Source organism: Pseudomonas kielensis, from assembly GCF_030505375.1.
In the GTDB taxonomy this organism is placed as follows: Bacteria; Pseudomonadota; Gammaproteobacteria; order Pseudomonadales; family Pseudomonadaceae; genus Aquipseudomonas; species Aquipseudomonas kielensis.
Window position 1 is genome coordinate 2,159,012 of sequence record NZ_CP130043.1, and the last position, 23,574, is coordinate 2,182,585.

At 60.5% G+C, this 23,574-nt stretch carries 21 protein-coding genes and 1 pseudogene; 13 read left to right on the forward strand and 9 right to left on the reverse strand.

The genetic code is table 11. The annotated features are described in order from the left end of the window. Positions 1–234: 234 nt before the first annotated feature. The 5 genes from def to Q1W70_RS09985 all read left to right on the forward strand — a co-directional run bounded on the left by def (position 235) and on the right by Q1W70_RS09985 (position 4,850). Entirely contained in the window at positions 235–741 is a 507-nt protein-coding gene (def, locus tag Q1W70_RS09965; protein ID WP_166588905.1) for a peptide deformylase, read from the forward strand. A 74-nt stretch (positions 742–815) separates the two neighbouring features. Then, positions 816–1,763 (forward strand): methionyl-tRNA formyltransferase, encoded by a 948-nt coding sequence (fmt, locus tag Q1W70_RS09970; protein ID WP_302098798.1) that lies wholly within the window; start codon positions 816–818, stop codon positions 1,761–1,763. Beyond that, positions 1,760–3,070, forward strand: coding sequence for a 16S rRNA (cytosine(967)-C(5))-methyltransferase RsmB (rsmB, locus tag Q1W70_RS09975; RefSeq protein WP_265537011.1), 1,311 nt, complete (start codon positions 1,760–1,762; stop codon positions 3,068–3,070). Before fmt ends, rsmB begins: the two co-directional genes overlap by 4 nt. A 22-nt stretch (positions 3,071–3,092) precedes the next feature. Next, positions 3,093–4,466: a Trk system potassium transporter TrkA gene (trkA, locus tag Q1W70_RS09980; protein ID WP_166588902.1), complete on the forward strand. Its 1,374-nt coding sequence runs from the start codon at positions 3,093–3,095 to the stop codon at positions 4,464–4,466. Positions 4,467–4,529: 63 nt separating this feature from the next. Continuing rightward, positions 4,530–4,850 (forward strand): tetratricopeptide repeat protein, encoded by a 321-nt coding sequence (locus Q1W70_RS09985; RefSeq protein WP_166588901.1) that lies wholly within the window; start codon positions 4,530–4,532, stop codon positions 4,848–4,850. A gap of 34 nt (positions 4,851–4,884) precedes the next feature. On the opposite strand, the gene Q1W70_RS09990 is transcribed toward Q1W70_RS09985, so the two are convergent. Both Q1W70_RS09990 and Q1W70_RS09995 read right to left on the reverse strand, forming a co-directional pair. Further along, the gene (locus Q1W70_RS09990; RefSeq protein WP_166588900.1) at positions 4,885–5,772 is read right to left on the reverse strand and encodes a lysophospholipid acyltransferase; all 888 of its coding nucleotides are present in this window, start codon (positions 5,770–5,772) and stop codon (positions 4,885–4,887) included. A gap of 42 nt (positions 5,773–5,814) precedes the next feature. Then, on the reverse strand, positions 5,815–6,372 hold the full coding sequence (locus Q1W70_RS09995) for a DNA-3-methyladenine glycosylase I (protein ID WP_095165085.1): 558 nt from the start codon (positions 6,370–6,372) through the stop codon (positions 5,815–5,817). A gap of 81 nt (positions 6,373–6,453) precedes the next feature. On the opposite strand from Q1W70_RS09995, the gene glyQ reads away from it, so the two are divergent. The 4 genes from glyQ (at position 6,454) to Q1W70_RS10015 (ending at position 10,852) form a co-directional block, all read left to right on the forward strand. Further along, entirely contained in the window at positions 6,454–7,407 is a 954-nt protein-coding gene (gene glyQ, locus Q1W70_RS10000; protein WP_008155694.1) for a glycine--tRNA ligase subunit alpha, read from the forward strand. Next, positions 7,404–9,458: a glycine--tRNA ligase subunit beta gene (glyS, locus tag Q1W70_RS10005; protein ID WP_166588899.1), complete on the forward strand. Its 2,055-nt coding sequence runs from the start codon at positions 7,404–7,406 to the stop codon at positions 9,456–9,458. The genes glyQ and glyS overlap by 4 nt, the downstream gene beginning before the upstream one ends. Before the next feature lie 6 nt (positions 9,459–9,464). Beyond that, entirely contained in the window at positions 9,465–9,998 is a 534-nt protein-coding gene (gmhB, locus tag Q1W70_RS10010) for a D-glycero-beta-D-manno-heptose 1,7-bisphosphate 7-phosphatase (protein ID WP_166588898.1), read from the forward strand. Positions 9,999–10,081: 83 nt separating this feature from the next. Beyond that, a complete protein-coding gene (locus Q1W70_RS10015; protein ID WP_166588897.1) occupies positions 10,082–10,852 on the forward strand; it encodes a lysophospholipid acyltransferase family protein in 771 nt (256 codons plus the stop codon). A gap of 177 nt (positions 10,853–11,029) precedes the next feature. On the opposite strand, the gene Q1W70_RS10020 is transcribed toward Q1W70_RS10015, so the two are convergent. The 3 genes from Q1W70_RS10020 to Q1W70_RS10030 all read right to left on the reverse strand — a co-directional run bounded on the left by Q1W70_RS10020 (position 11,030) and on the right by Q1W70_RS10030 (position 15,045). Continuing rightward, positions 11,030–13,336: a CHASE2 domain-containing protein gene (locus Q1W70_RS10020; RefSeq protein WP_166588896.1), complete on the reverse strand. Its 2,307-nt coding sequence runs from the start codon at positions 13,334–13,336 to the stop codon at positions 11,030–11,032. Positions 13,337–13,354: 18 nt separating this feature from the next. Continuing rightward, positions 13,355–14,338, reverse strand: coding sequence for a FecR family protein (locus Q1W70_RS10025; protein ID WP_166588895.1), 984 nt, complete (start codon positions 14,336–14,338; stop codon positions 13,355–13,357). A gap of 416 nt (positions 14,339–14,754) precedes the next feature. Beyond that, positions 14,755–15,045 (reverse strand): hypothetical protein, encoded by a 291-nt coding sequence (locus tag Q1W70_RS10030; RefSeq protein WP_166588894.1) that lies wholly within the window; start codon positions 15,043–15,045, stop codon positions 14,755–14,757. 185 nt (positions 15,046–15,230) lie between these two features. Here Q1W70_RS10030 and Q1W70_RS10035 point away from each other — a divergent pair, with 185 nt between their 5' ends. Next, positions 15,231–15,941, forward strand: a complete 711-nt coding sequence (locus tag Q1W70_RS10035; protein WP_265537009.1) for a response regulator transcription factor — start codon at positions 15,231–15,233, stop codon at positions 15,939–15,941. Between the two features lie 68 nt (positions 15,942–16,009). Here the strand turns inward: Q1W70_RS10035 and gyrB are convergent, their stop codons facing one another. From gyrB to dnaA, 4 genes and pseudogenes are all read right to left on the reverse strand, one after another. Continuing rightward, complete coding sequence (gene gyrB / locus Q1W70_RS10040; RefSeq protein WP_095165077.1) at positions 16,010–18,427, reverse strand: DNA topoisomerase (ATP-hydrolyzing) subunit B; 2,418 nt, start codon at positions 18,425–18,427, stop codon at positions 16,010–16,012. A 4-nt stretch (positions 18,428–18,431) separates the two neighbouring features. Continuing rightward, entirely contained in the window at positions 18,432–19,535 is a 1,104-nt protein-coding gene (gene recF / locus Q1W70_RS10045) for a DNA replication/repair protein RecF (RefSeq protein WP_019694407.1), read from the reverse strand. Positions 19,536–19,555: 20 nt separating this feature from the next. Continuing rightward, entirely contained in the window at positions 19,556–20,659 is a 1,104-nt protein-coding gene (dnaN, locus tag Q1W70_RS10050) for a DNA polymerase III subunit beta (RefSeq protein WP_095165074.1), read from the reverse strand. A gap of 39 nt (positions 20,660–20,698) precedes the next feature. Next, positions 20,699–22,217 (reverse strand): annotated as a pseudogene (dnaA, locus tag Q1W70_RS10055) (chromosomal replication initiator protein DnaA). A gap of 565 nt (positions 22,218–22,782) precedes the next feature. On the opposite strand from dnaA, the gene rpmH reads away from it, so the two are divergent. Genes rpmH through yidD form a run of 3 tightly spaced genes read left to right on the forward strand, consistent with a single transcriptional unit; the run spans position 22,783 to position 23,573 of the window. Beyond that, positions 22,783–22,917, forward strand: coding sequence for a 50S ribosomal protein L34 (gene rpmH / locus Q1W70_RS10060; protein ID WP_003213577.1), 135 nt, complete (start codon positions 22,783–22,785; stop codon positions 22,915–22,917). Positions 22,918–22,933: 16 nt separating this feature from the next. Continuing rightward, positions 22,934–23,335 carry a ribonuclease P protein component gene (gene rnpA, locus Q1W70_RS10065; RefSeq protein ID WP_198422819.1) on the forward strand — a complete coding sequence of 134 codons (402 nt, stop codon included), beginning with the start codon at positions 22,934–22,936 and terminating at the stop codon, positions 23,333–23,335. Beyond that, positions 23,328–23,573 (forward strand): membrane protein insertion efficiency factor YidD, encoded by a 246-nt coding sequence (gene yidD, locus Q1W70_RS10070; protein ID WP_010465488.1) that lies wholly within the window; start codon positions 23,328–23,330, stop codon positions 23,571–23,573. The genes rnpA and yidD overlap by 8 nt, the downstream gene beginning before the upstream one ends. Position 23,574: the final 1 nt, after the last annotated feature.

A 23,574-nucleotide genomic window follows, 5' to 3' on the forward strand; every position in this document is an offset into this window, starting at 1 on the left:
GAGGCGCTGAGGAGCAGGAATTTTTACCCTGCGTGCAGGCTGTGGCGGGCGATGGGCAAAGGTTTGTGATTTCCCTCACGCGGTGAATCCCTTTATTATGTGGGTTCGCGTAAAACGCCAGAGCCGACATGGCTCGCTCCCGCGAGGGGGCTTCGTTTTACAGCCATCGCCAGCCTCTGCGGACTGCCAGGCGATCGGCCCTGACCTTACTTCACACGTGCAGCAATTACGCTTATGGCCATTTTGAACATCCTCGAATTCCCCGACCCGCGCCTGCGCACGATCGCCAAACCGGTGACCGTAGTGGACGACGAAGTGCGGCAGTTGGTCGATGACATGTTTGAAACAATGTATGAAGCGCCAGGCATCGGCCTCGCGGCGACCCAGGTCAATGTGCACAAGCGCATCGTGGTCATGGACTTGTCCGAAGACCGCAGTGAACCGCGGGTGTTCATCAACCCCGAGTTCGAGACCCTGACCGACGAGATGGACCAGTACCAGGAAGGCTGCCTTTCGGTACCCGGCTTCTACGAAAACGTCGATCGCCCGCAGAAGGTCAAGATCAAGGCCCTGGATCGCGACGGCAAGCCGTACGAAATGATCGCCGAAGGCCTGCTGGCGGTGTGCATTCAACATGAGTGCGATCACCTCAACGGCAAATTGTTTGTCGACTACCTGTCCACGCTCAAACGCGACCGGATCAAGAAGAAGCTGGAAAAGCTCCATCGCCAGAACGCTTGATTCCTTTCTTCCAAAGGCTTGCTGCGGCAAGCCTTTTTCTTTTGTGACTGCTTCTGAAACCGAGAGCCTCCTCAATGCGCATCGTCTTTGCCGGCACCCCCGAATTTGCCGCCGAACACCTCAAGGCCCTGCTCGACAGCCCTTACGAGGTCGTGGCGGTCTACACCCAACCGGACCGTCCGGCAGGTCGTGGGCAAAAGCTGATGCCAAGCCCGGTCAAGCAGTTGGCCCTGGAACACCACATCCCGGTGTTCCAGCCACCCACCCTGCGCAATGCCGACGCCCAGGCCGAACTGGCCGCCCTGCAGCCGGACCTGATGGTGGTGGTCGCCTATGGCTTGATCCTGCCGCAGGTGGTGCTGGATATCCCGCGCCTGGGTTGCATCAACAGCCATGCCTCCCTGTTGCCGCGCTGGCGCGGTGCGGCGCCGATCCAGCGCGCCGTCGAAGCCGGCGATGCACAGAGCGGCGTCACCGTGATGCGCATGGAGGCGGGACTGGACACCGGGCCGATGCTACTGAAGGTGAGCACCGAGATCAGCGGCCAGGACACCGGCGGCACCCTGCATGACCGACTGGCCGAAATGGGCCCGCCCGCCGTGCTCCAGGCGATTGCCGGATTGGCCGCCGGCACCCTGCAAGGCGAAGTGCAGGACGACAGCCTCGCCACCTATGCGCACAAATTGAACAAGGACGAGGCGCGCATCGACTGGAGCCGCCCGGCGGTCGAACTGGAACGCCTGGTACGCGCCTTCAACCCATGGCCGATCTGCCACAGCACCCTCAATGGCGAAGCGCTGAAAGTCCTGGCCGCCAACCTGGTCGATGGCCAAGGCGCCCCAGGCGAGGTGCTCGGCGCCAGCAAGGACGGCCTGATCGTCGCCTGCGGTGAACAAGGGCTGTGCTTGACCCGCCTGCAATTGCCCGGTGGCAAGGCCCTGAACTTCAGCGACCTGTTCAATAGCCGCCGCGAGAAATTTGCCCTGGGCACCGTCCTCGGCCAATCGGTGGACGCGCAATGAACCCGCGTCTGGCCGCCGCCAAGGCACTGGCCGCTGTCCTCAGTGGCAAAGCGTCCCTCAACAGTTCCCTGCCGACTCAACTGGACAAAGTCGAAGACCGCGATCGCGGCTTCACCCAGGACCTGGCCTTCGGTACCGCACGCTGGCAGCCACGCTTGTCGGCGCTGGCGGCCAAACTGCTGCAAAAGCCCTTCAAGGCGGCGGATACCGATGTCGAGGCGCTGCTGCTGGTCGGCCTGTACCAACTGCTCTACACCCGGGTTCCGGCACACGCCGCCATCGGTGAAACCGTGGGCTGCGCCGACAAGCTGAAAAAGCCCTGGGCCAAGGCCCTGATCAACGCCGTACTGCGCCGCGCGCAACGGGAAAGCGAAGCGCTGCTGGCCGAGCTCGAACACGATCCGGTGGTACGCACCGCCCACCCACGCTGGCTGCAAAAATCCCTCAAGGCCTTCTGGCCCCTGCAGTGGGAAGCCATTTGCGCCGCGAACAACGCGCACCCACCGATGATTCTGCGGGTCAATCGCCGCCATCACGACCGCGATGCCTACCTGCAGTTGCTCAGCCAGGCCGGGGTCGCCGCCCAGCCTTGCACCTTCAGCCAGGACGGTATCGTCCTCGAGACCCCGGGTGATGTGCGCAGCCTGCCGGGCTTCAGCGAAGGTTGGATCAGCGTACAGGACGAAGCGGCGCAACTGGCCGCCGAGCTGCTGGACCTGGCGCCGGGCCAGCGGGTGCTCGACGCCTGCTGTGCACCCGGCGGCAAGACCTGCCATATCCTCGAAGTCGAGCCTGGGCTGGCCGCCGTGGTTGCGGTGGATCTCGAAGCCAAGCGCCTGGTACGGGTCAAGGAAAACCTCGAGCGCCTGGGCCTGAGCGCCGAACTGATCGCCGCCGATGGCCGCGACACGCAGGCCTGGTGGGATGGCAAGCCGTTCCAGCGGATTCTGCTGGACGCTCCCTGTTCGGCCACGGGCGTGATCCGCCGCCACCCGGACATCAAGCTGACCCGCCAACCCGATGACATCGCCGCACTGGCCGTGCTGCAAGGTGAGTTGCTCGACGCGATGTGGCCCACCCTCGAGGTAGGCGGCATTCTGCTGTACGCCACCTGCTCGACACTGCCGACCGAGAACACCGAAGTGATCGAAGCCTTCCTCGCGCGCACCCCCGGCGCTCGCGAACTGGACATCGCCAGCCAGGCCGGCATCAAGCAACCCCATGGTCGCCAGTTGCTGGCGCAAGAGGGTGGTCATGACGGGTTCTATTACGCCAAGCTGATCAAGATTGCCGCCACGCGCGGTTAACCGGTTTTAAGGGAGTAAATGGATGAAGATCATCATCCTCGGAGCAGGGCAGGTGGGTGGATCACTGGCAGAACATCTGGCCAGCGAAGCGAACGACATCACCGTGGTCGACACTGACGGCGAACGCCTGCGCGATCTCGGCGATCGCCTCGACATCCGCACCGTGCAAGGTCGCGGCTCTTTGCCCACGGTGTTGCGCCAAGCGGGCGCCGACGACGCCGACATGCTGGTGGCCGTGACCAACAGCGACGAAACCAACATGGTCGCCTGCCAGGTCGCCCATACCCTGTTCCATACCCCGACCAAGATCGCCCGGGTGCGCGAGGCGTCCTACCTGACCCGCGCCGAGTTGTTCGACAACGACGCGATTCCGGTCGATGTGCTGATCAGCCCGGAACAAGTGGTCACCAACTACATCAAGCGCCTGATCCAGCACCCCGGTGCCCTGCAGGTGATCGACTTTGCCGAGGGCAAGGCCCAGTTGGTCGCGGTCAAGGCCTACTACGGCGGACCGCTGGTAGGCCAGCAACTGCGCCAATTGCGCGAGCACATGCCGAACGTCGATACCCGGGTGGCCGCGATTTTCCGTCGTGACCGACCGATCCTGCCGCAAGGCAACACGGTGATCGAAGCCGACGATGAAGTGTTTTTCATTGCCGCCCGGGCCAACATTCGCGCGGTCATGAGCGAAATGCGCCGCCTCGATGAAAGCTACAAGCGCATCGTTATCGCCGGTGGCGGGCAGATTGGCGAGCGCCTGGCCGAGGCCATCGAAAGTCGCTACCAGGTCAAGATCATCGAGATGAACCCGGCCCGCTGCCGCTACCTGTCGGACACCCTCGACAGCACCGTGGTGCTGCAGGGCAGTGCATCGGATCGCGACTTGCTGCTGGAGGAGAACATCGCCGACGCCGATATCTTCCTTGCGCTGACCAACGACGATGAAGCCAACATCATGTCTTCGCTGCTGGCCAAACGCCTGGGTGCAAAGAAGGTGATGACCATCATCAACAACCCCGCCTACGTCGACCTGATCCAGGGCGGTGACATCGACATCGCCATCAGCCCGCAACTGGCGACCATCGGCACCTTGCTGGCCCACGTACGCCGGGGCGACATCGTCAGCGTGCACTCACTGCGCCGGGGTGCGGCAGAAGCCATCGAAGCCATTGCCCACGGTGATGAGAAGTCGAGCAAGGTCATCGGCAAGGCCATCGAGAACATCGCATTGCCGCCGGGGACCACCATTGGCGCGATCATCCGCGACGAAGAAGTGTTGATCGCCCACGACGACACTGTGATCGAAGCGGGGGACCATGTGATTCTGTTCCTTGTGGATAAAAAGCATATTCGCGATGTGGAAAAGCTGTTCCACGTCGGCCTGAGCTTCTTCTGAACCAGGATGTGCGGCTGCCTGGCGAAACGCCTACTTCTGACCCACCCAACAAGGAAATGACCCATGCTCGAGTCCCTGGAAAAAATGCTCGCCAAGGGTGTGGATAACTCATTGCTGCGCTTCGGGCTGGGCAAGGGGTATCTGGATCTGGGGGAAAACGCCAAGGCCGCCGAGCACTTCACGCGCTGCGTGGCGTTCGATCCGAAATATTCTGCGGCCTGGAAGCTATTGGGCAAGGCCCACCTGGCGCTGGCGGACTACCCGGCGGCGCGCCAGGCCTGGGAGCAGGGCCTGGAAGCTGCCCGCGCCCATGGCGACAAGCAGGCCGAAAAGGAAATGACGGTGTTCCTGAAAAAGCTCGATCGCCAACAACCTGCGCTGTAGGAGCAAGCAGTGCTCCTACAGGGGTGATCGCCAATCAGTACCAGCGCTCTTCACCCGGCGGACGCTTCTTGAAGCGCTTCATGCTCCACATGTACTGACTCGGATACGCCCGCACATACCGTTCGACCACCTGGCTCATGGCCGCGCAGGAGGTCTCGGTGTCGGTGCTGTACATCGCCTCGGGGGCGGCTTCCAGAATCACCTTGTAGCCCGAGCCGTCCGGCAGGCGCAGGGCGTGCAGGAATACCCCGACCGCCTTGCCGCCAGCGAGCATGTTCGGCACAAACTTGCTGGTCAGGGCCTTGGTGGCGAAAAAGGGCACGAAAATACCGGCCGATTCGGCTGGCTCCGGGTCAGCCGGAATCCCCACCGCGCCGCCTTTGCGCACTTCCTTGATGACGCTGAGAATGCCTTCCTTGGTGGACGCCGCCACGCGGTTACCCAGTTGCACGCGCTGCTTGCGCAACAGTTCGTCCACCGCCTTGAGCTTGGGCGGACGGTAGAAAATGATCGGTTTGCACTGGCTGCAATAGAAGTGGTTGAGCACTTCCCAGTTGCCCAGGTGGCTGGTGATGCCGACGACGCCCTTGCCTGACGCCAGGGCGTCCTTGAGCACTTCCAGGCCTTCGACTTCACGCACCAGATCGATCGACCGCTGGGCCGGCCAGATCCACGCGCAGGCGCTTTCGGTCAGGGACTTGCCGATGTCCTTGAGGCTCTGGCCCACCAGGCGCTCACGTTCGGCGGGGTCCATGTCGGGGAAACACTTGGCCAGGTTGATGCGCACCACGTCGCGGGAACGGTTGGGCGTTTTCCACATGACCCAGCCAATGGCCGCGCCCACCGCTTGCACTGCCCGCCACGGGAGCAGGGCAAACAACCTTAGAGCGCCTACCAGCAAGGCGCCTTTCAACTTATCCACAGGTCACTCCTGTTGTCTGAATCCTGTTGCGAGCCGGCTATTCTAACCGCGCACCGCCAACTCGGCGTAACGATCACAATCGCGGGTGTGGTCCATGACCATGCCAGAGGCCTGCATCAGGGCGTAACAAATGGTCGGTCCGACGAACGTGAAACCGGCTTTTTTCAGCCCGCGACTCATTTCCACGGCGACCGGGGTCACGGCCGGCACCTGGCTGCGATCCTGGAAATGGTTGATGGTCGGCACACCGCCAACAAACGACCAGAGAAAACCCACCGGGTCTTCCAGCGCCAGCCAGGCCTGGGCGTTGCGCCGTGCGGCATTGAGTTTCAGGCGGTTGCGGATGATCCCGGGATCGAGCATCAGGTCATCGATTTCGGCGTCGCTCATCTGGGCCACGCGCTGCACATCAAAGCCGTACAGCACCTCACGGTAGCGCTCGCGCTTCTTCAGCACAGTGATCCATGACAGTCCGGCCTGGAACCCTTCGAGCAAAAGCAACTCGAACAAGCGCTGCGCATCGCGTAGCGGTACGCCCCACTCCTGATCGTGATAGGCCATGTACAGCGGATCTTCGGAACACCAAAAGCAGCGTGGCATAAGGCTCCAGGGGGCGTGCGCACGAACGAATCGGGTATACTCCCGCTCTTTAAATCGCAGCCCAAGAAACAGGTGAATTTCGTGAGCCAGCCTACGCCAGCCGTGCGTACCTTCCAAGACTTGATCCTCGCCCTCCAGCAATACTGGGCCGAGCAAGGTTGTGTGGTACTTCAGCCCTACGATATGGAAGTAGGCGCCGGCACTTTCCATACCGCCACGTTCCTGCGCGCCATCGGCCCGGAAACCTGGAACGCCGCTTATGTGCAGCCCAGTCGTCGCCCGACTGACGGCCGCTACGGCGAAAACCCGAACCGTCTGCAGCACTACTACCAATTCCAGGTAGTCCTGAAGCCGAACCCGGACAACTTCCAGGAGCTGTACCTGGGCTCCCTCAAGCACGTGGGCCTGGATCCGCTGGTACACGACATCCGTTTCGTCGAAGACAACTGGGAATCGCCGACCCTGGGCGCCTGGGGTCTGGGCTGGGAAGTCTGGCTCAATGGCATGGAAGTGACCCAATTCACTTACTTCCAGCAGGCGGGCGGCATCGAGTGCTACCCGGTGACTGGCGAAATCACCTACGGCCTGGAGCGTCTGGCCATGTACCTGCAAGGCGTAGACTCGGTCTACGACCTGGTCTGGGCTGACGGCCCGATGGGCAAGGTGACCTACGGCGACGTGTTCCACCAGAACGAAGTGGAGCAGTCGACCTACAACTTCGAACACGCCAACGTCGAGAAGCTGTTCGAACTGTTCGACTTCTATGAAAGCGAAGCCAAGCGCCTGATCGAACTCGACCAGCCGCTGCCGCTGCCAAGCTACGAAATGGTGTTGAAGGCCTCGCACACCTTCAACCTGCTGGATGCGCGCCGGGCGATCTCGGTGACCGCGCGTCAGCAATACATCCTGCGTGTGCGCACCCTGGCGCGTTCCGTTGCGCAAGCCTACCTGCTGGCTCGCGCCAAGCTGGGCTTCCCAATGGCGACCCCGGACCTGCGTGATGAAGTACTGGCCAAGCTGGAGGCTGCACAATGAGTGCGCAAGATTTCCTGGTTGAACTGGGCACCGAAGAGCTGCCACCCAAGGCCCTGAACACCCTGGCCGAGGCCTTCCTGGCCGGTATCGACAAGGGCCTGCAAGCTGCAGGCTTGAGCTATGAAGCCAAGCAGGTCTTCGCCGCGCCACGGCGCCTGGCCGTGCTGATCAGCGCGCTGGCGACCCAGCAACCGGATCGCAGCATCAACCTCGACGGCCCGCCACGCCAAGCGGCGTTCGATGCCGAAGGCAACCCGACCCAGGCCGCCCTGGGTTTTGCCAAGAAGTGCGGTGTCGAGCTGAGCGAAATCGACCAGAGCGGCCCGAAACTGCGTTTCAGCCAAGTGATCAAGGGCAAGCCAACCGCCAGCCTGCTGCCAACCATCGTCGAAGATTCCCTCAATGACCTGCCGATCCCCAAGCGCATGCGCTGGGGCGCCCGCAAGGAAGAGTTCGTACGTCCGACCCAATGGCTGGTCATGCTGCTGGGTGACCAGGTCATCGACTGCACCATTCTGGCCCAGAAGGCCGGTCGTGATTCCCGTGGTCACCGCTTCCACCACCCGGAAAACGTGCGCATCGGTTCGCCGTCCAGCTACCTGGCCGACCTGCGTGCCGCTTACGTGCTGGCTGACGCCAACGAGCGTCGCGAGATCATCAGCAAGCGCACCGAAGAGCTGGCCACCCGTCAGGAAGGCACGGCAATCGTTCCGCCAGCGCTGCTCGACGAAGTGACCGCGCTGGTCGAATGGCCAGTGCCGCTGGTGTGCTCGTTCGAAGAACGTTTCCTCGAGGTGCCGCAAGAAGCCCTGATCACCACCATGCAGGACAACCAGAAGTACTTCTGCCTGCTGGATGCCGACGGCAAGTTGCTGCCACGCTTCATTACCGTGGCCAACATCGAGAGCAAAGACCCGCAGCAGATCATCGACGGTAACGAGAAAGTGGTTCGCCCACGCCTGACCGATGCCGAATTCTTCTTCAAGCAAGACAAGAAGCAGAAGCTCGAAGACTTCAACCTGCGCCTGCAGAACGTGGTGTTCCAGGAAAAACTGGGCAGCGTCTACGACAAGGCCGAGCGCGTTTCCAAGCTCGCCGCCTTCATCGCCCCGCACATTGGCGGTAACGCCCAATGGGCTGCGCGCGCGGGCCTGCTGTCCAAGTGCGACCTGGCGACCGAAATGGTCGGTGAGTTCCCGGAGATGCAAGGCGTCGCCGGTTACTACTACGCCCTCAACGATGGCGAGCCAGAAGACGTCGCCCTGGCCCTGAACGAGCAGTACATGCCGCGCGGTGCTGGCGCCGAGCTGCCGAGCACCCTGACCGGTGCGGCCGTGGCGATCGCCGACAAGCTCGACACCCTGGTCGGCATCTTCGGTATCGGCATGCTGCCAACCGGCAGCAAAGACCCCTATGCCCTGCGTCGTGCAGCGCTGGGCGTGTTGCGCATCCTGATCGACAAGAAGCTGGACCTCGACCTGACCGACGCCGTGGCCTTTGCCGTGGCGGCCTTCGGGGCCAAGGTCAAGTCCGCTGGCCTGGCTGACTCGGTGCTGGAGTTCATCTTCGATCGCCTGCGTGCGCGCTACGAAGACGAAGGCGTGGACGTGGCTACCTACCTGTCGGTGCGCGCCCTGAACCCGGGTTCGGCGCTGGACTTCGATCAACGCGTGCAGGCAGTGCAAGCCTTCCGTCAGTTGCCTGAAGCCGCTGCCCTGGCCGCGGTGAACAAGCGCGTGTCGAACCTGCTGAGCAAGCTCGAAGGCAGCGTGCCGACCACGGTCGAAGCCAAGTACTTCGACAACGCCAACGAGTTCTCCCTGTACTCGGCGATCCAGCAAGCGGACCAGGCTGTGCAGCCAATGGCCGCCGCTCGCCAGTACCGTGAATCACTGGCACGCCTGGCAGCCCTGCGCGAGCCGGTGGATGCGTTCTTCGAAGCGGTCATGGTCAATGCCGAAGACGCCAACGTGCGGGCTAACCGCTACGCGCTGCTGGCGCGCCTGCGTGGCCTGTTCCTGGGCGTGGCCGACATTTCGTTGCTGGGGTAAGACCGTTTGAAACTGCTGATTCTCGATCGGGACGGGGTGATCAATCATGACTCCGACGCTTACATCAAGTCGGTGGCGGAGTGGATTCCACTGCCGGGATCGATCGAAGCCATCGCGCAGTTGAGCAAGGCCGGCTGGACGGTAGCGGTCGCTACCAACCAGTCGGGCATCGCTCGCGGCTATTACGATGTCGCCACCCTGGACGCCATGCATGCGCGCTTGCGCACGCTGGTGGCCGAGCAGGGTGGCGAACTCGGCCTGATCGTCTACTGCCCCCATGGGCCGGACGCAGGTTGTGACTGTCGTAAGCCAAAACCCGGCATGCTTGAAACCATTGCCGCACATTACGACGTGCCGCTGACGGGCCTGTGGTTCGTCGGCGACAGTCTCAGTGACCTGGAGGCGGCAAAAGCCGTCGACTCTCAGCCAGTCTTGGTAAAAACCGGTAAAGGCGCAAAGACTCAGGGCAAGTCCCTGCCGGCAGGCACTTTGATTTTTGACGATCTGGCGGCGATTGCCGCAGAACTTATCAACAACTAGGGCGATTCTGACTTCCTGACCAAGGACTGTTCGGGAGCGCGCTTTTAGAAGGCGGGCACTGACCCGCAACGGTAATCGCGATCATGTCGATCTTGCAGGCAATCAGAACCTTTCTTTTTTACCTGCTGCTGGGCACCAGTTCGTTGCTGTGGTGCAGCCTGAGCTTTTTCATCGCGCCTTTCCTGCCGTTCAAGGCACGCTACCGTTTCATCAACGTCTACTGGTGCCGCTGCGCGTTGTGGCTGAGCAAGGTGTTCCTGGGCATCCGCTATGAAGTCAAAGGTGCCGAGAACGTCCCGGACCAGCCGTGCGTGATCCTGTCGAACCACCAGAGCACCTGGGAGACCTTCTTTCTCTCGGCGTACTTCGAGCCCCTGAGCCAGGTGCTCAAGCGCGAGTTGCTGTTCGTGCCGTTCTTCGGCTGGGCGATGGCCATGCTGCGCCCGATCGCCATCGACCGCGACAACCCCAAGGCCGCCCTCAAGCATGTCGCCAAGAAGGGTGACGAGTTGCTCAAGGACAAGGTCTGGGTGCTGATCTTCCCGGAAGGCACCCGCGTACCCTTTGGTACTGTCGGCAAGTTCTCCCGCGGTGGCACGGCGCTGGCGGTCAACGCCCAGTTGCCGGTACTGCCGATTGCGCACAACGCCGGCAAGTTCTGGCCGAAGACCGGCTGGGCGAAGAAGCCCGGCGTCATCACCGTGGTCATCGGCGCGCCGATGTACGCCGAAGGCAGCGGACCCCGGGCCGTTGCCGAATTGAACGACCGCGCCGCCGCATGGAATGAGCAAACCCAGCGCGACATGGGCTCACTGCCGCCACTGTCCGCTGCAGTGGATAAAGAAGCGCAGTGATTCTGTGGATAACCTGTGTACGGTTTTCCTGCTGAATGCTTTATTCTTTATCTAACTTAATGATTTATATGCATATTTCTTAAGCTGATAAAACGCCGTAAAACGTGCATAAGTTTTCTCAGTGATAAAAAAACCGGCCATGGTTGCCGGTTTTTTTATGCCCGTTTGGCCTGCCCATCAATCCTCCAGTAACGGCAACTCCATCCGGAACGTCGTGCCCTCGTTGACCCGGCTTTGACAGAAGATCCGCCCACCATGGCGATCCACCACCGCCTTGACCATGGACAACCCCAGGCCCAAGCCTTCACTGCCCTGGGCGGAAGCAAAGCGCCGGTACTGGCTGAACAGTTCGGGTAGCTCCTGGGCCGAGATGCCCTGGCCCTGGTCGCTGATCTCGCAGCTCAGCCAGCCCTGTGCACAACTGACCCGCACGCGCACCTGGCTCCGGGGCGGGCTGTACTTGATGGCGTTCTCCAGCAGATTGAACAGGGCCCGGGTCAGCAATGACGGGTCTGCGAGCACCATACCCTCGGCTTCTTCATCCAGGTCATGAAGCAACTCGATCTGTTTCAACTGGGCGCAGCTCATGGCTTGATCGAACGCATCGAGCACCAGCATCGCGAACATGCTCGGCGCGAACTGGTAGGCCTCCGATTCCGCCTTGGCCAGTTGCACGAAGGCTTCGGTCAGGCCCAGGGCCTTGCGCACCTGGACCTCGATCTGGCTGTGCAATTGTGGGTCTGCGCTACCTTGCTGATGCTGCACATCGAGCAGGGCCAGGATCGCTGAATGCGGCGCGCGCAGGTCATGGGAAAGAAAACGCAGCAGCACCGCTCGTTGTTCCTCGGCCTCACGCTCGAGACTCAGGTCGGTCAGGCTGAGCAGCCAGCCAATCGCTGCGCCGCCATCAGCCGGCAGCAACGGCGCCAGCTCCAGTCGCAGGCTGCGTCCCTGGGTGTCGCGAAACTCACTGCTGCCCAGGGTCGAAACCGCCGGCAAAGCCCCTTCCGCCAGCCCTGGATAACCCAGACCGGCCAGGCGGGCCATCAGTGGCTCACCCACCAGGTCATCGGCGAACAGCCCACGGGCATTGCGGTTGGCCAACAGCACCCGGCCATCCGGGCCGCTGATCAGGGTCGCCACCGGCAAGTACTCCAGGCCGTCGGCAATAAACCGGCGGGTATCGCGGGTGCGGCTCATGGCCTGTTCCAGGGCGACAATCTGTCCCTGCAGCACATCGCCGGCCGGAGCCGCTGTCCGCCGACGCTCGGGGAATACCTTGGGTTCGTTATCCAGTCGCTGCAGTTCCCAGCCGAAATAGGCGAGCACCGCATTCAGGCGGCGCCAGTTCCAGACCAGATAGCCCAGTATCATCCCCAGCAGGCTGGCCATCGGCGACCACCACCAACCTGCCCGCAGCAATAACGCAGACACCAGCAGGGCACTCGCCAAGCCGCCCAGGGTCAACCACAGCGCGCGCCGTGGCCGGAACAGCAGCAGGGCCAGCAGCGCCGCAACCAAGGCTGTGGATAAGCTCAGCGTCCAGCCATTGCCCAGCACCAGGATGCTGCGCTGTTGCAGCAGGCCGTTGAGCAGATTGGCCTGGATCTCGATGCCCGGCGTGGTGCCGAGGCTGGCTGACTGTGGTGTGACATACCGGTCGCCCAGGCCGGGCGCGGTCGAGCCGATCAGAATCAAGCGATCACGCAACAGTTGCGCCGGCACGTCCCCACGCAACACGCTGACGTAAGGCACCGTAGGAAATCCACCTGGCTGGCGGATGAACGGAATACGCACGTTATGGCTCCGTTGCCAGCCTTGCGCCGTCTGCGGCGCAGACGAGCCGGGCAGGGCGACAGCCGCGTCCGTGCTGGCCTGGTAGAGCAGCCACGCCAGTTGCGCCCGGGGTTGCGGCGCCGGACCTTCGCGCAAGTAGACACTGCGTACTTTCCCGTCAGCATCCGCTTCGGCATTGATGTGCCCGACCCCCTTGGCGCATTGGCTCAAGGGTGCCACGGGTTCGATCTCGGCCAATGGCTGGTCAAAGCGAGCGACCCCTTCGCGCAGCAACGGAATGTACACATTGCCGGCCTGGCAAAGTGCCTGGGCCAGGCGCTGGTCACTCTCGGGGTTGGGGTCCGGCTCGCTGAAGATCACGTCGAACAACACGCCCCTGGGCTGGGCCGCGGTCAACCGGTCGAGCAGGTCGGCGTGCACGGGCCGCGGCCAGGGCCACTTGCCGAGTTGCTGCAGGCTGTAGTCGTCGATGGTCACGATGAGAATGCGCGGGTCGACTGGCAGCGGGCTCAAGCGCTGCAGGTTGTCGTACAGCAGGTTGCTCAGGGTCAGGCCGTGGCTCAGGGACAAGACCGCCGTCAGCGGCAGCAGGATCAGGCTGACCCCTAGCCATTCGCGGACCATTCGCCGAAACAATTGCTGCGCCTGGGTCGGCTCGCGACCTTCCTTCCTTGGCCAGCGTGTCATCGGCCCATCGCCGCGGCGCTATTGAACCCGTGAGGGGCTGGGGTAATAGAAGATGTCATATACCCCGGTTTCTCCTTCAAGCCCCTGCTGATCGAATGCCGAGAGCCGAACGTGATAATAAAACGCCTTCAACCCGCTGAAATTGATCTCTGGCGTATCGGAAAACTGTTCCTGCTTGATGTTCATGAACCCGGTATCGGTGGCGACCTGGGCCCGATAGCGCGTGGCGCCCTCCAACGGTTTCATGATCAATTTCCAGACCGGTGTCGAGCCTGTCTGCCCGGCCTGGCCGAGCAATCGAGGGGCCGGTAACAGGTCACTGGGGGTCAACGTGCCTTCCTTCTGGATACGCAGCCCCTGGCGCGCCAGGACCTGTACTTCATCATCCGCGCGGGCGACGGGCAAGGGTTTGCCCAATGGTTTTTTCGCCCGCTCTTCCCGGTCCACGGCCACCTGGCCATTGAGCACCTCGAGCAGCGAGTGCCCGGTAGCATCGTTGCGTACCCGAAAGTGGGTACCGCGAACGCCGAGCACACCTACCGGCGTGATGATCTGGAAACGATCATAGTCGCTGGCGCGCTTGATCACATAAGACTCGACCTGACCTTGTTGCAGAAGGACCTGCGGCACCTTGAGCTCATCGTTGAGACTCAAGGTGACCTGGGAGCTGGAGGGCAGGACGATACGCGAGCCATCGCCCAGGGACAGGCTGACGAAGGCGGTAGGAGAAGTCTTCACACCTTCTTGTTCATCCACCGTCATGCCTTCCTCCAGCGCTACCTGCTGGCCCTTGCGATCGAGCTTCCAGGCTTCGCCCGTCAGGTGTTCGACAGTGGCGGGCAGGGGTTGGCCACGGCATTGCTGTTGGTCATCGATGTAGGGCAGGCGCTTGGCGCTGGAGGGTGCGGCAGTGGCACTCAGGGTCAACGGACCGACCAGACCTGCCAGGAGCAACAGGCAAGTACCCAGGTGACGGCAGTGCAAGGAGGAGATGGGAGTCATGGGATTCGCTTTGGCGCATGTTCTGAAAATCTGTTCGAACCGCTGAGTCAACAGCAGCACGCACCTTACCTGACGGGGCACTGCGCCAGGTAGGCCGATTTGCGCAGGACGCCGTCACCGTAAAAAAGCTGTCGCGAGGTACCGGACGTAAAGACCCGAAGGGGTTGAGGTGACACATCCTTGTGTCGGCCGGATCGATCAGGATCCAGCGTGGATCTTGAGCGGCTCCCTGTTTTCCCCCTGAACTGCAGACCGCAAGCGAACCGGCGATCGGCGGTCCCGCCAGGTTGGCGTCGACACTCCCTGTGTCGGAGCACTTCCGAATGCTCCATTGCCGCTCCACACTTACGAATTTACCTACACCAAAGATCGAAAAGTCGATTCTGCATATTTGTTCAGAATTGTCCCCCAGCCCTTCAGAACACCCAGCGCGGTTGTTCTTCCCGGGTTCGCAAACGCATACCCTGGTCGCCGTCCCCGGCACCGATGACCGGGGCGAACCCCCGTGAATCACTGAAGCCGACATTGATCACCGCCGGGCTGTAGTAGCGTGGCGACTCCGCCACAGGCACCACCGCGGTGCTGGAGTTCACCGTGGGCGATGCCATCCCCATACTGGTGAAAAACGCCAACGACAGGCACCGGGTCAGCACCACGCCCAAGGTCAACTTCGACATCCCGGCACGAAGATCCAACCTGCTAACCATCGTTGCTTTCCTTGCGCCATCGAGTGAGATTTTGGCCAGTTACCGGCCAATTGACATCAGCGTAACCAGCCACCACTCGACCTGGAGCAAATCGCCATAATTGTTCAGATTCAGCCAATCAGCCTAAACTCGCTCCGGCACGGCTTTGCCCGAACACACTCCACGAAATAAAGGAACGACCCCGAATGCGTGTCGCCATACTGGATGACGAACCCGCCGAGCTACGCCGGGTGGAACAGACACTGCGACAGATGCCAGAACCCGGGGAAGACGCCTGGAGCTTGCACAGTTTCGAGCGGGGAGAGGAGTTGTTGCGGCAACTACGCCGCGAAACCTTTGACCTGTTGATCCTTGACTGGCAAGTGCCTGACCTCAGTGGCCTGGCGCTGTTGCGCTGGACACGCGAGCACATGGACGCCCCGCCGGCGGCGATCATGCTCACCAGCCGCGATGCCGAGAGCGACATTGTCCAGGCGCTTAACGCTGGGGCAGACGACTACCTCAGCAAACCCTATCGCCCCAACGAACTCAAGGCCCGGGTCAATGCGGTGCTGCGCCGCCATGGCGTGTTGCGCAACGCCGCCAGCGAAGTGCAGAGCTTCAACGACCTGGTGTTCGATGACGCCGAACTGACCGTCACCCGAGCCGGCATCCCGATCAGCTGCACCGAGCGCGAGTACCGCCTGGCACGCTGCCTGTTCGCCAACCTGGGTCGACCGCTGTCACGGGAGTACCTGTACCAGCGTTTCTGGACCCATGAAGAAATGGTCTCTTCCCGGCCGTTGGACACCCATATCTACCGCTTGCGCAACAAGCTGGGCCTGACCGCCGACCGGGGTTGGCAACTGCTGACGATCTACGGTTACGGCTATCGACTGGAAAGCGTCAGCGCCTGAAACCAGCGAGTAATAAAAAAGGCCAACGCAGAGCGTTGGCCTTTTTGTTTACTGCAGGATGAACCGGATCAGAAGTCCAGGTTCGACACTGCCAGCGCGTTGCTTTCGATGAAGTCACGGCGTGGTTCGACCGCATCACCCATCAGGGTGTTGAAGATCTGGTCCGCACCAATGGCGTCTTCGATGGTCACTTTGAGCATCCGGCGCTGTGCTGGGTCCATGGTGGTTTCCCACAGCTGATCCGGGTTCATCTCGCCCAGACCTTTATAGCGCTGGATGGTGTGGCGCTTGGTGCTCTCGTTCATCAACCACTCAAGGGCTTCCTTGAACTCGGTGATGGCTTTCTTGCGTTCGCCACGCTGGATGTACGCACCGTCGTCCAGCAGGGTGCTCAGTTGCGCCCCCAGGGAGACCACGGTCTTGTAGTCATTGCTGCCGAAGAAGTCGCGGTTGAAGGTGACGTAGTTCGACAGGCCGTGGGAGATCAGTTCGACCTCCGGCAGCCAGACGTTACGCTCACGGTCTTCACGCAGGCTGGCCTTGTAGACCAGGCCCGACTTCTCGACGGTACGCAGACGTACTTCGTACTGAGCCAGCCAATCCTGCATCGCTGCGTGATCGGACAACTGCTCCATGCTCACTGCCGGCAGGTAGATGAAGTGCTCGGTCAGTTCCTGTGGGTACAGGCGCGACAGGCGCTTGAGGGTCTTCATTACCAGACGGAAGTCGTTCACCAGGCGCTCGAGGGCCTCACCGGAGATACCCGGTGCGTCCTCGTTCAGGTGCAGGCTCGCATCTTCCAGGGCCGACTGCGTCATGTACTCTTCCATGGCGTCGTCGTCTTTGATGTATTGCTCTTGCTTGCCTTTCTTCACCTTGTACAACGGCGGCTGGGCGATGTAGATGTAGCCACGCTCGATCAGCTCCGGCAACTGACGGAAGAAGAAGGTCAGCAGCAGGGTACGGATGTGCGAACCGTCGACGTCAGCATCGGTCATGATGATGATGTTGTGATAACGCAACTTGTCGATGTTGTACTCGTCACGGCCAATGCCGCAGCCCAACGCGGTGATCAAGGTGCCTACTTCCTGAGAAGAGATCATCTTGTCGAAGCGCGCCTTCTCCACGTTCAGGATCTTGCCCTTGAGCGGCAGGATAGCCTGGGTACGGCGGTTACGACCCTGCTTGGCGGAACCGCCAGCAGAGTCACCTTCCACCAGGTACAGTTCGGAGAGGGCAGGGTCTTTTTCCTGGCAGTCCGCCAGTTTGCCCGGCAGGCCGGCGATATCCAGCGCACCTTTACGACGGGTCATCTCACGGGCTTTACGCGCCGCTTCACGGGCACGGGCGGCGTCGATCATCTTGCCGACCACCAGCTTGGCTTCGTTCGGGTTTTCCAGCAGGAAGTCCGAGAAGTACTTGCCCATTTCCTGCTCGACTGCGGTCTTCACTTCGGAAGAAACCAGCTTGTCCTTGGTCTGGGAGCTGAACTTCGGGTCCGGCACTTTTACCGAGATAATCGCCGTCAGGCCTTCACGGGCGTCGTCACCGGTGGTGGCGACCTTGTGCTTCTTCGCCAGGCCTTCGGCTTCGATGTAGGTGTTCAGGTTACGCGTCAGCGCGGAACGGAAGCCCACCAGGTGGGTGCCGCCATCGCGTTGGGGAATGTTGTTGGTGAAGCACAACAGGTTCTCGTTGAAGCTGTCGTTCCACTGCAGGGCGATTTCAACGCCGATGCCGTCTTCACGCTGGATGTTGAAGTGGAACACCTGGTTGACCGCAGTCTTGTTGGTGTTCAGGTATTCAACGAACGCACGCAGGCCGCCTTCGTACTTGAACAGTTCTTCCTTGCCGCTGCGCTCGTCCTTGAGGACGATACCCACACCGGAGTTGAGGAACGACAGTTCGCGAATCCGCTTGGCCAGGATGTCCCAGCTGAAGTGGATGTTCTTGAAGGTTTCAGCCGAAGGCTTGAAGTGGATCTGGGTACCGGTCGTCTCGCTCTCGCCAACGATCTTCATCGGCTCCTGCGGAACACCGTGGACGTAGGTCTGTTCCCAGATCTTGCCGCTACGGCGAACGGTCAGGATCAGCTCTTCAGACAGTGCGTTCACTACCGACACACCTACACCGTGCAGACCGCCGGATACTTTGTAGGAGTTGTCGTCGAACTTACCGCCGGCGTGCAGCACGGTCATGATGACCTCGGCTGCCGAAACGCCTTCTTCTTTGTGCACGTCTACCGGAATGCCGCGACCGTTGTCGCGTACGGTGATCGATTCATCTGGGTGGATGATGATGCTGATGTCGTCGCAATGGCCAGCCAAAGCTTCGTCGATCGAGTTATCGACCACCTCGAACACCATGTGGTGCAGACCGCTGCCATCGTCTGTGTCACCAATGTACATACCGGGACGTTTGCGTACGGCATCCAGGCCTTTCAGCACTTTAATGCTCGTTGAGTCGTACGTATTTTCTTCGCTCATGCCTTCACTCCCGATGGTCGTGGGTCTGGGTGATACGGCCCTGTTCCACGTGGAACAAAGCGACTGGCGTTTCCGTCTGCCAGCCTTCCCTCAATAATTCGTGGTCTACACAGGTGATGAACACCTGGCAGCGTAAGTCTTCCAGCAAACGGCAAAGCGCGCGGCGGTGCTGCTCATCCAGTTCAGACGGCAAATCATCCACCAGATAAATACATTGGCCGCGCCGGGCCTGGCTGACCAAATGCCCTTGGGCGATCCGCAGGGCGCAAACCACCAACTTCTGCTGACCCCGGGACAAGATGTCCGCGGCATTGTGAGCGCCTAATCTAAGACGCAAATCAGCGCGTTGCGGTCCGGCCTGGGTATGCCCCATTTGCTGATCCCGGTGAACGGACGCGGCGAGTACAGCACTCAGTTCCCGCTCTTTGTCCCAACCCCGGTAATAGCTAAGCGTTAAGCCCTCGAGTTCGACGAGTTCGCTCAAGGTCTGTTCAAAGACTGGTTTCAAGGCTTTGATATAAGCGCGGCGGTATTCATCAATTTCAGCGCTGGCCTGGCACAATTCTCTGTCCCAAACCGCTTGCGAAACGGCGTCAAGTGTACCATGCCGCAGCCAAGAGTTTCTCTGGCGCAGGGCCTTCTGCAAGCGCTGCCAGGTGGACATGAAGCGCGGTTCCACGTGGAACACCCCCCAGTCCAGGAACTGCCGGCGAATCTTCGGCGCACCTTCCAACAATCGAAAGCTGTCGGGGTTGATCAATTGCAGCGGCAGGATTTCTGCGAGTTGCGCAGCACTGCGGGCGTTCTGCCCGTCGATGCGAATCTGAAACTCGCCTTGCCGATCACGGGAAATCCCCAGCGCACTGTGGCCACCTTCGGCCAATTCGACCTGGCCGAATACCGTACAGGCGAGCTGTTCGTACTGGATCACCGGCAACAGGCGGGTACTGCGAAACGAACGGGCGAGCCCCAGTAGGTGGATAGCTTCCAACACACTGGTTTTGCCGCTGCCGTTGGCGCCGTACAGGATATTGATGCGGGGGGAGGGGGAGAAGGTCACCGGGTGCAGATTGCGCACCGCGGTGACCGAGACGCGACTGAGGGACATCTAGCGGCTGCTGAACATGTTTACAGGCGCATCGGCATGACAACGTAAGCCGAGTCGTCGTTGTCGGACTCTTGCACCAGCGCACTGCTGTTGGAGTCAGACAGGATCAAGCGCACCTGCTCGGTGGTCATCACGCCCAGCACGTCCAGCAAGTAGCTGACGTTGAAGCCGATTTCCAGGGAGCCGCCGTTGTACTCGACGCCAACTTCTTCTTCCGCCTCTTCCTGCTCCGGGTTGTTCGCCTGAATCTTCAACTGACCGTTGGCCAGTTGCAGGCGAATGCCGCGGTACTTCTCGTTGGACAGAATCGCGGTACGGCTGAACGCTTCACGCAGGGCCTGGCGATCGCCGAGCACCAGTTTGTCGCCGCCTTTTGGCAGGACGCGCTCGTAATCCGGGAACTTGCCGTCTACCAGTTTGGAGGTGAAGGTAAATTCGCCAGTGGTGGCACGAATGTGATGCTGGCCCAACACGATACTGACGTTGCCGTCCGGCTCGGTCAGCAGGCGTGCCAGTTCCAGGATACCTTTGCGCGGCACGATCACCTGGTGGCGATCCGGCTGGCCGATGTCAGCCTGCATCGAGCACATGGCCAGACGGTGACCGTCGGTTGCCACGGCACGGATGATCCCGGCGGACACTTCCAGCAGCATGCCGTTGAGGTAGTAGCGAACATCCTGCTGCGCCATGGCAAAGCTGGTGCGTTCGATCAGACGGCGCAGTTTGCTTTGCGCCAGGGTGCAGGTCAGCGAACCCGGACCTTCTTCTACAGTCGGGAAGTCATTGGCTGGCAGGGTCGACAGGGTAAAACGGCTACGACCGGCCTTGACCACCAGCTTCTGCTCATCGAGCTTGATGTCGATCAGCGCGTCGTTCGGCAGGCTTTTGCAGATGTCCATCAGCTTGCGCGCCGGGACAGTGATTTCGCCCGGCTCGGCCGGTTCTTCAAGTTGCACACGACCAACCAGTTCGACTTCAAGGTCAGTACCGGTCAGCGACAACTGCTGGCCTTCGACAACCAGCAGCACGTTGGAAAGCACCGGCAAGGTCTGTCGGCGCTCGACGACGCCTGCGACCAGTTGCAGGGGTTTCAACAGGGCTTCGCGTTGAATGGTGAAATGCATGGTCTAGTCCCTTGCCTTAATAAGCTGCGCTGGTGTTCATCAAGTGGTCAGTGTACGCAGCAGGTTCTTGTAGTCCTCGCGGATGTCCGCGTCGGATTCCTTAAGTTCGTTGATCTTGCGGCAGGCGTGCAACACCGTGGTGTGATCGCGACCGCCAAACACATCACCGATTTCCGGCAGGCTGTGGTTGGTCAGTTCCTTGGACAGGGCCATGGCCACCTGACGTGGACGGGCCACCGAACGCGAACGGCGTTTGGACAGCAAGTCGGAAATCTTGATCTTGTAGTACTCGGCGACCGTGCGCTGAATGTTATCCACAGAGACCAGCTTATCCTGAAGCGCCAACAGGTCTTTCAGGGATTCGCGAATCAACTCGATGGTGATGTCGCGGCCCATGAAGTGCGAGTGCGCGATCACACGCTTGAGCGCGCCTTCGAGTTCACGCACGTTGGAGCGAATACGCTGGGCAATGAAGAATGCGGCATCGTGCGGCAAGTCGACTTTGGCCTGGTCGGCTTTCTTCATCAGAATTGCGACCCGGGTTTCCAGTTCAGGTGGCTCGACGGCAACCGTCAGGCCCCAGCCGAAGCGCGACTTCAAGCGCTCTTCAAGGCCTTCGATCTCCTTGGGATAACGGTCACTGGTGAGGATGACCTGTTGGCCACCTTCAAGCAGGGCGTTGAACGTGTGGAAAAACTCTTCCTGGGAACGTTCCTTGCGGGCGAAGAACTGAATGTCATCGATGAGCAGGGCGTCTACCGAACGGTAGAAGCGCTTGAACTCGTTGATCGCGTTCAGTTGCAGTGCCTTGACCATGTCGGCCACGAAGCGCTCGGAATGCAGGTACACGACCTTGGCATTCGGATTCTTCTTTAATAGATGGTTACCCACAGCGTGCATCAAGTGGGTTTTACCCAAGCCAACGCCGCCATACAGGAACAGCGGGTTGTAGCCGTGCTTGGGGTTGTCCGCGACCTGCCAGGCCGCAGCGCGGGCCAGCTTGGTCGGACTTACCCTCGACGAAGTTCTCGAAGGTAAAGGTCCGGTTCAGGTAGCTGGTGTGCTTGAGCGCACCTTCTACCTGCACGGTACGTTGTTCGGCACGCACAGGGGCTTGCTGCGAACTGGCGCCAGCCATCGGGTCGAAGCTGTCACGGGACGGCTCTTCATTGACCTCGACGATTTTCTGCGTCGAACGCTTGCTGGTTGGAGCCGGCGTTGGCGTATTGACCACTGCCGGCGCCGCAGCAGCCTGGGCTTGCGATGCCGCAGCAGCCAGAGGTGCGTTGGGTGCGGCCCGCGGTGCAGAACTGCGTTTGCTGCCTATTAATAAGGAAAGCGCAGGCGCCATGCCGTTGCCGTGCTCATCCAGCAGTTCGAGCACGCGGCTCAGGTACTTTTCATTGACCCAGTCGAGAACAAAGCGATTCGGTGCGTAGACACGCAGCTCGTCGCCTTCGGCTTCGACCTGTAGTGGACGGATCCAAGTGTTGAATTGTTGGGCAGGCAGCTCATCGCGCAAAAGCTCCACGCACTGCTGCCAAAGTTCCACTGACACGGATATCCCCTAAGTTGAAAGCCGGTGAGGCAAAAACAAGCGGCCATTGTAGCGACCGGACGCAGACTTATCCACACGTAGCTTGATCACAGGTGCAGAAGAATCAAGGTTTTATCGGTAAAAAAGGCGACCAATGGTCTGTGCATAAGCTCTGTGGATAACCATGCCTGAGCTCGTTGTACAAGTGGGGGCGAAACTCGGTGGATAACCTGCCTGTGGATAACCACCTGTTTCACCCACAGCTTATCCGACAGCGCAGCACAGCATGACCACCGTTTTCCACCGTAGTTGTCATTCTCTGTACAGCACGGGGTAGAAGGGTTAAAGCCAGTTATCCACAGATGGAGGCGGGTCTAGCTTTTATAAGCTTTACAGAAAAGCTTTAAATACTTTCCTTCTTTATTTTTATATCTAGCTATCCACCTTTCAAGGACGAAGCACCCGAATACCCATTTAAAGGAAACCTTGGTTGGAAATTGACCTAGAGGCTTGCTTTCTCTAGAATCCCCGGTCTCTTAAAACGGGGGCCATTCCGGCCCGTTGTGGACGAACCAGGTAACACGACATGAAACGTACTTTCCAACCAAGCACTATCAAACGCGCTCGTACCCACGGTTTCCGTGCTCGCATGGCTACCAAGAACGGCCGCGCAGTCCTGTCGCGTCGTCGCGCCAAAGGTCGTGCGCGTCTGGCAGTTTGATAATCCGGTACTGGAGGTGAGTCAGGACTTCAGTCGGGAAAAGCGTTTGCTGACCCCCCGGCATTTCAAGGCAGTCTTTGACTCCCCTACCGGCAAGGTTCCGGGGAAAAATCTCCTGCTCCTTGCACGCACCAACGATCTCGATCACCCCCGTCTCGGGCTGGTTATCGGGAAAAAGAGTGTGAAACTCTCCGTTGAGCGAAATCGCCTCAAACGTCTGATGCGCGAATCGTTTCGCCTCCACCAGGATTCTCTGGTTGGGTGGGATATCGTGATCGTCGCGCGCAAAGGTTTGGGCGAAGTAGAAAACCCCGAATTGATTCAGCATTTCGGCAAACTCTGGAAACGTCTGGCACGCAACAAGCCAGAGCCAGCAGTCAAAGCCGAAACTGTAGGGGTAGACAGCACCGATGCGTAAACTGGCACTCGTTCCGATCCAGTTTTATCGCTATGCCATTAGTCCTCTGATGGCCAGTCACTGTCGTTTCTACCCCAGTTGTTCCTGCTACGCGTATGAAGCCATTGAAAATCATGGCCTTCTGCGCGGTGGCTGGCTGACCTTTCGTCGTTTAGGTCGCTGTCATCCGTGGAATCCCGGTGGTTATGACCCGGTTCCGCCTATCCCTACCTCCCGTTCTTCTTCGATGGCCGAGTAAT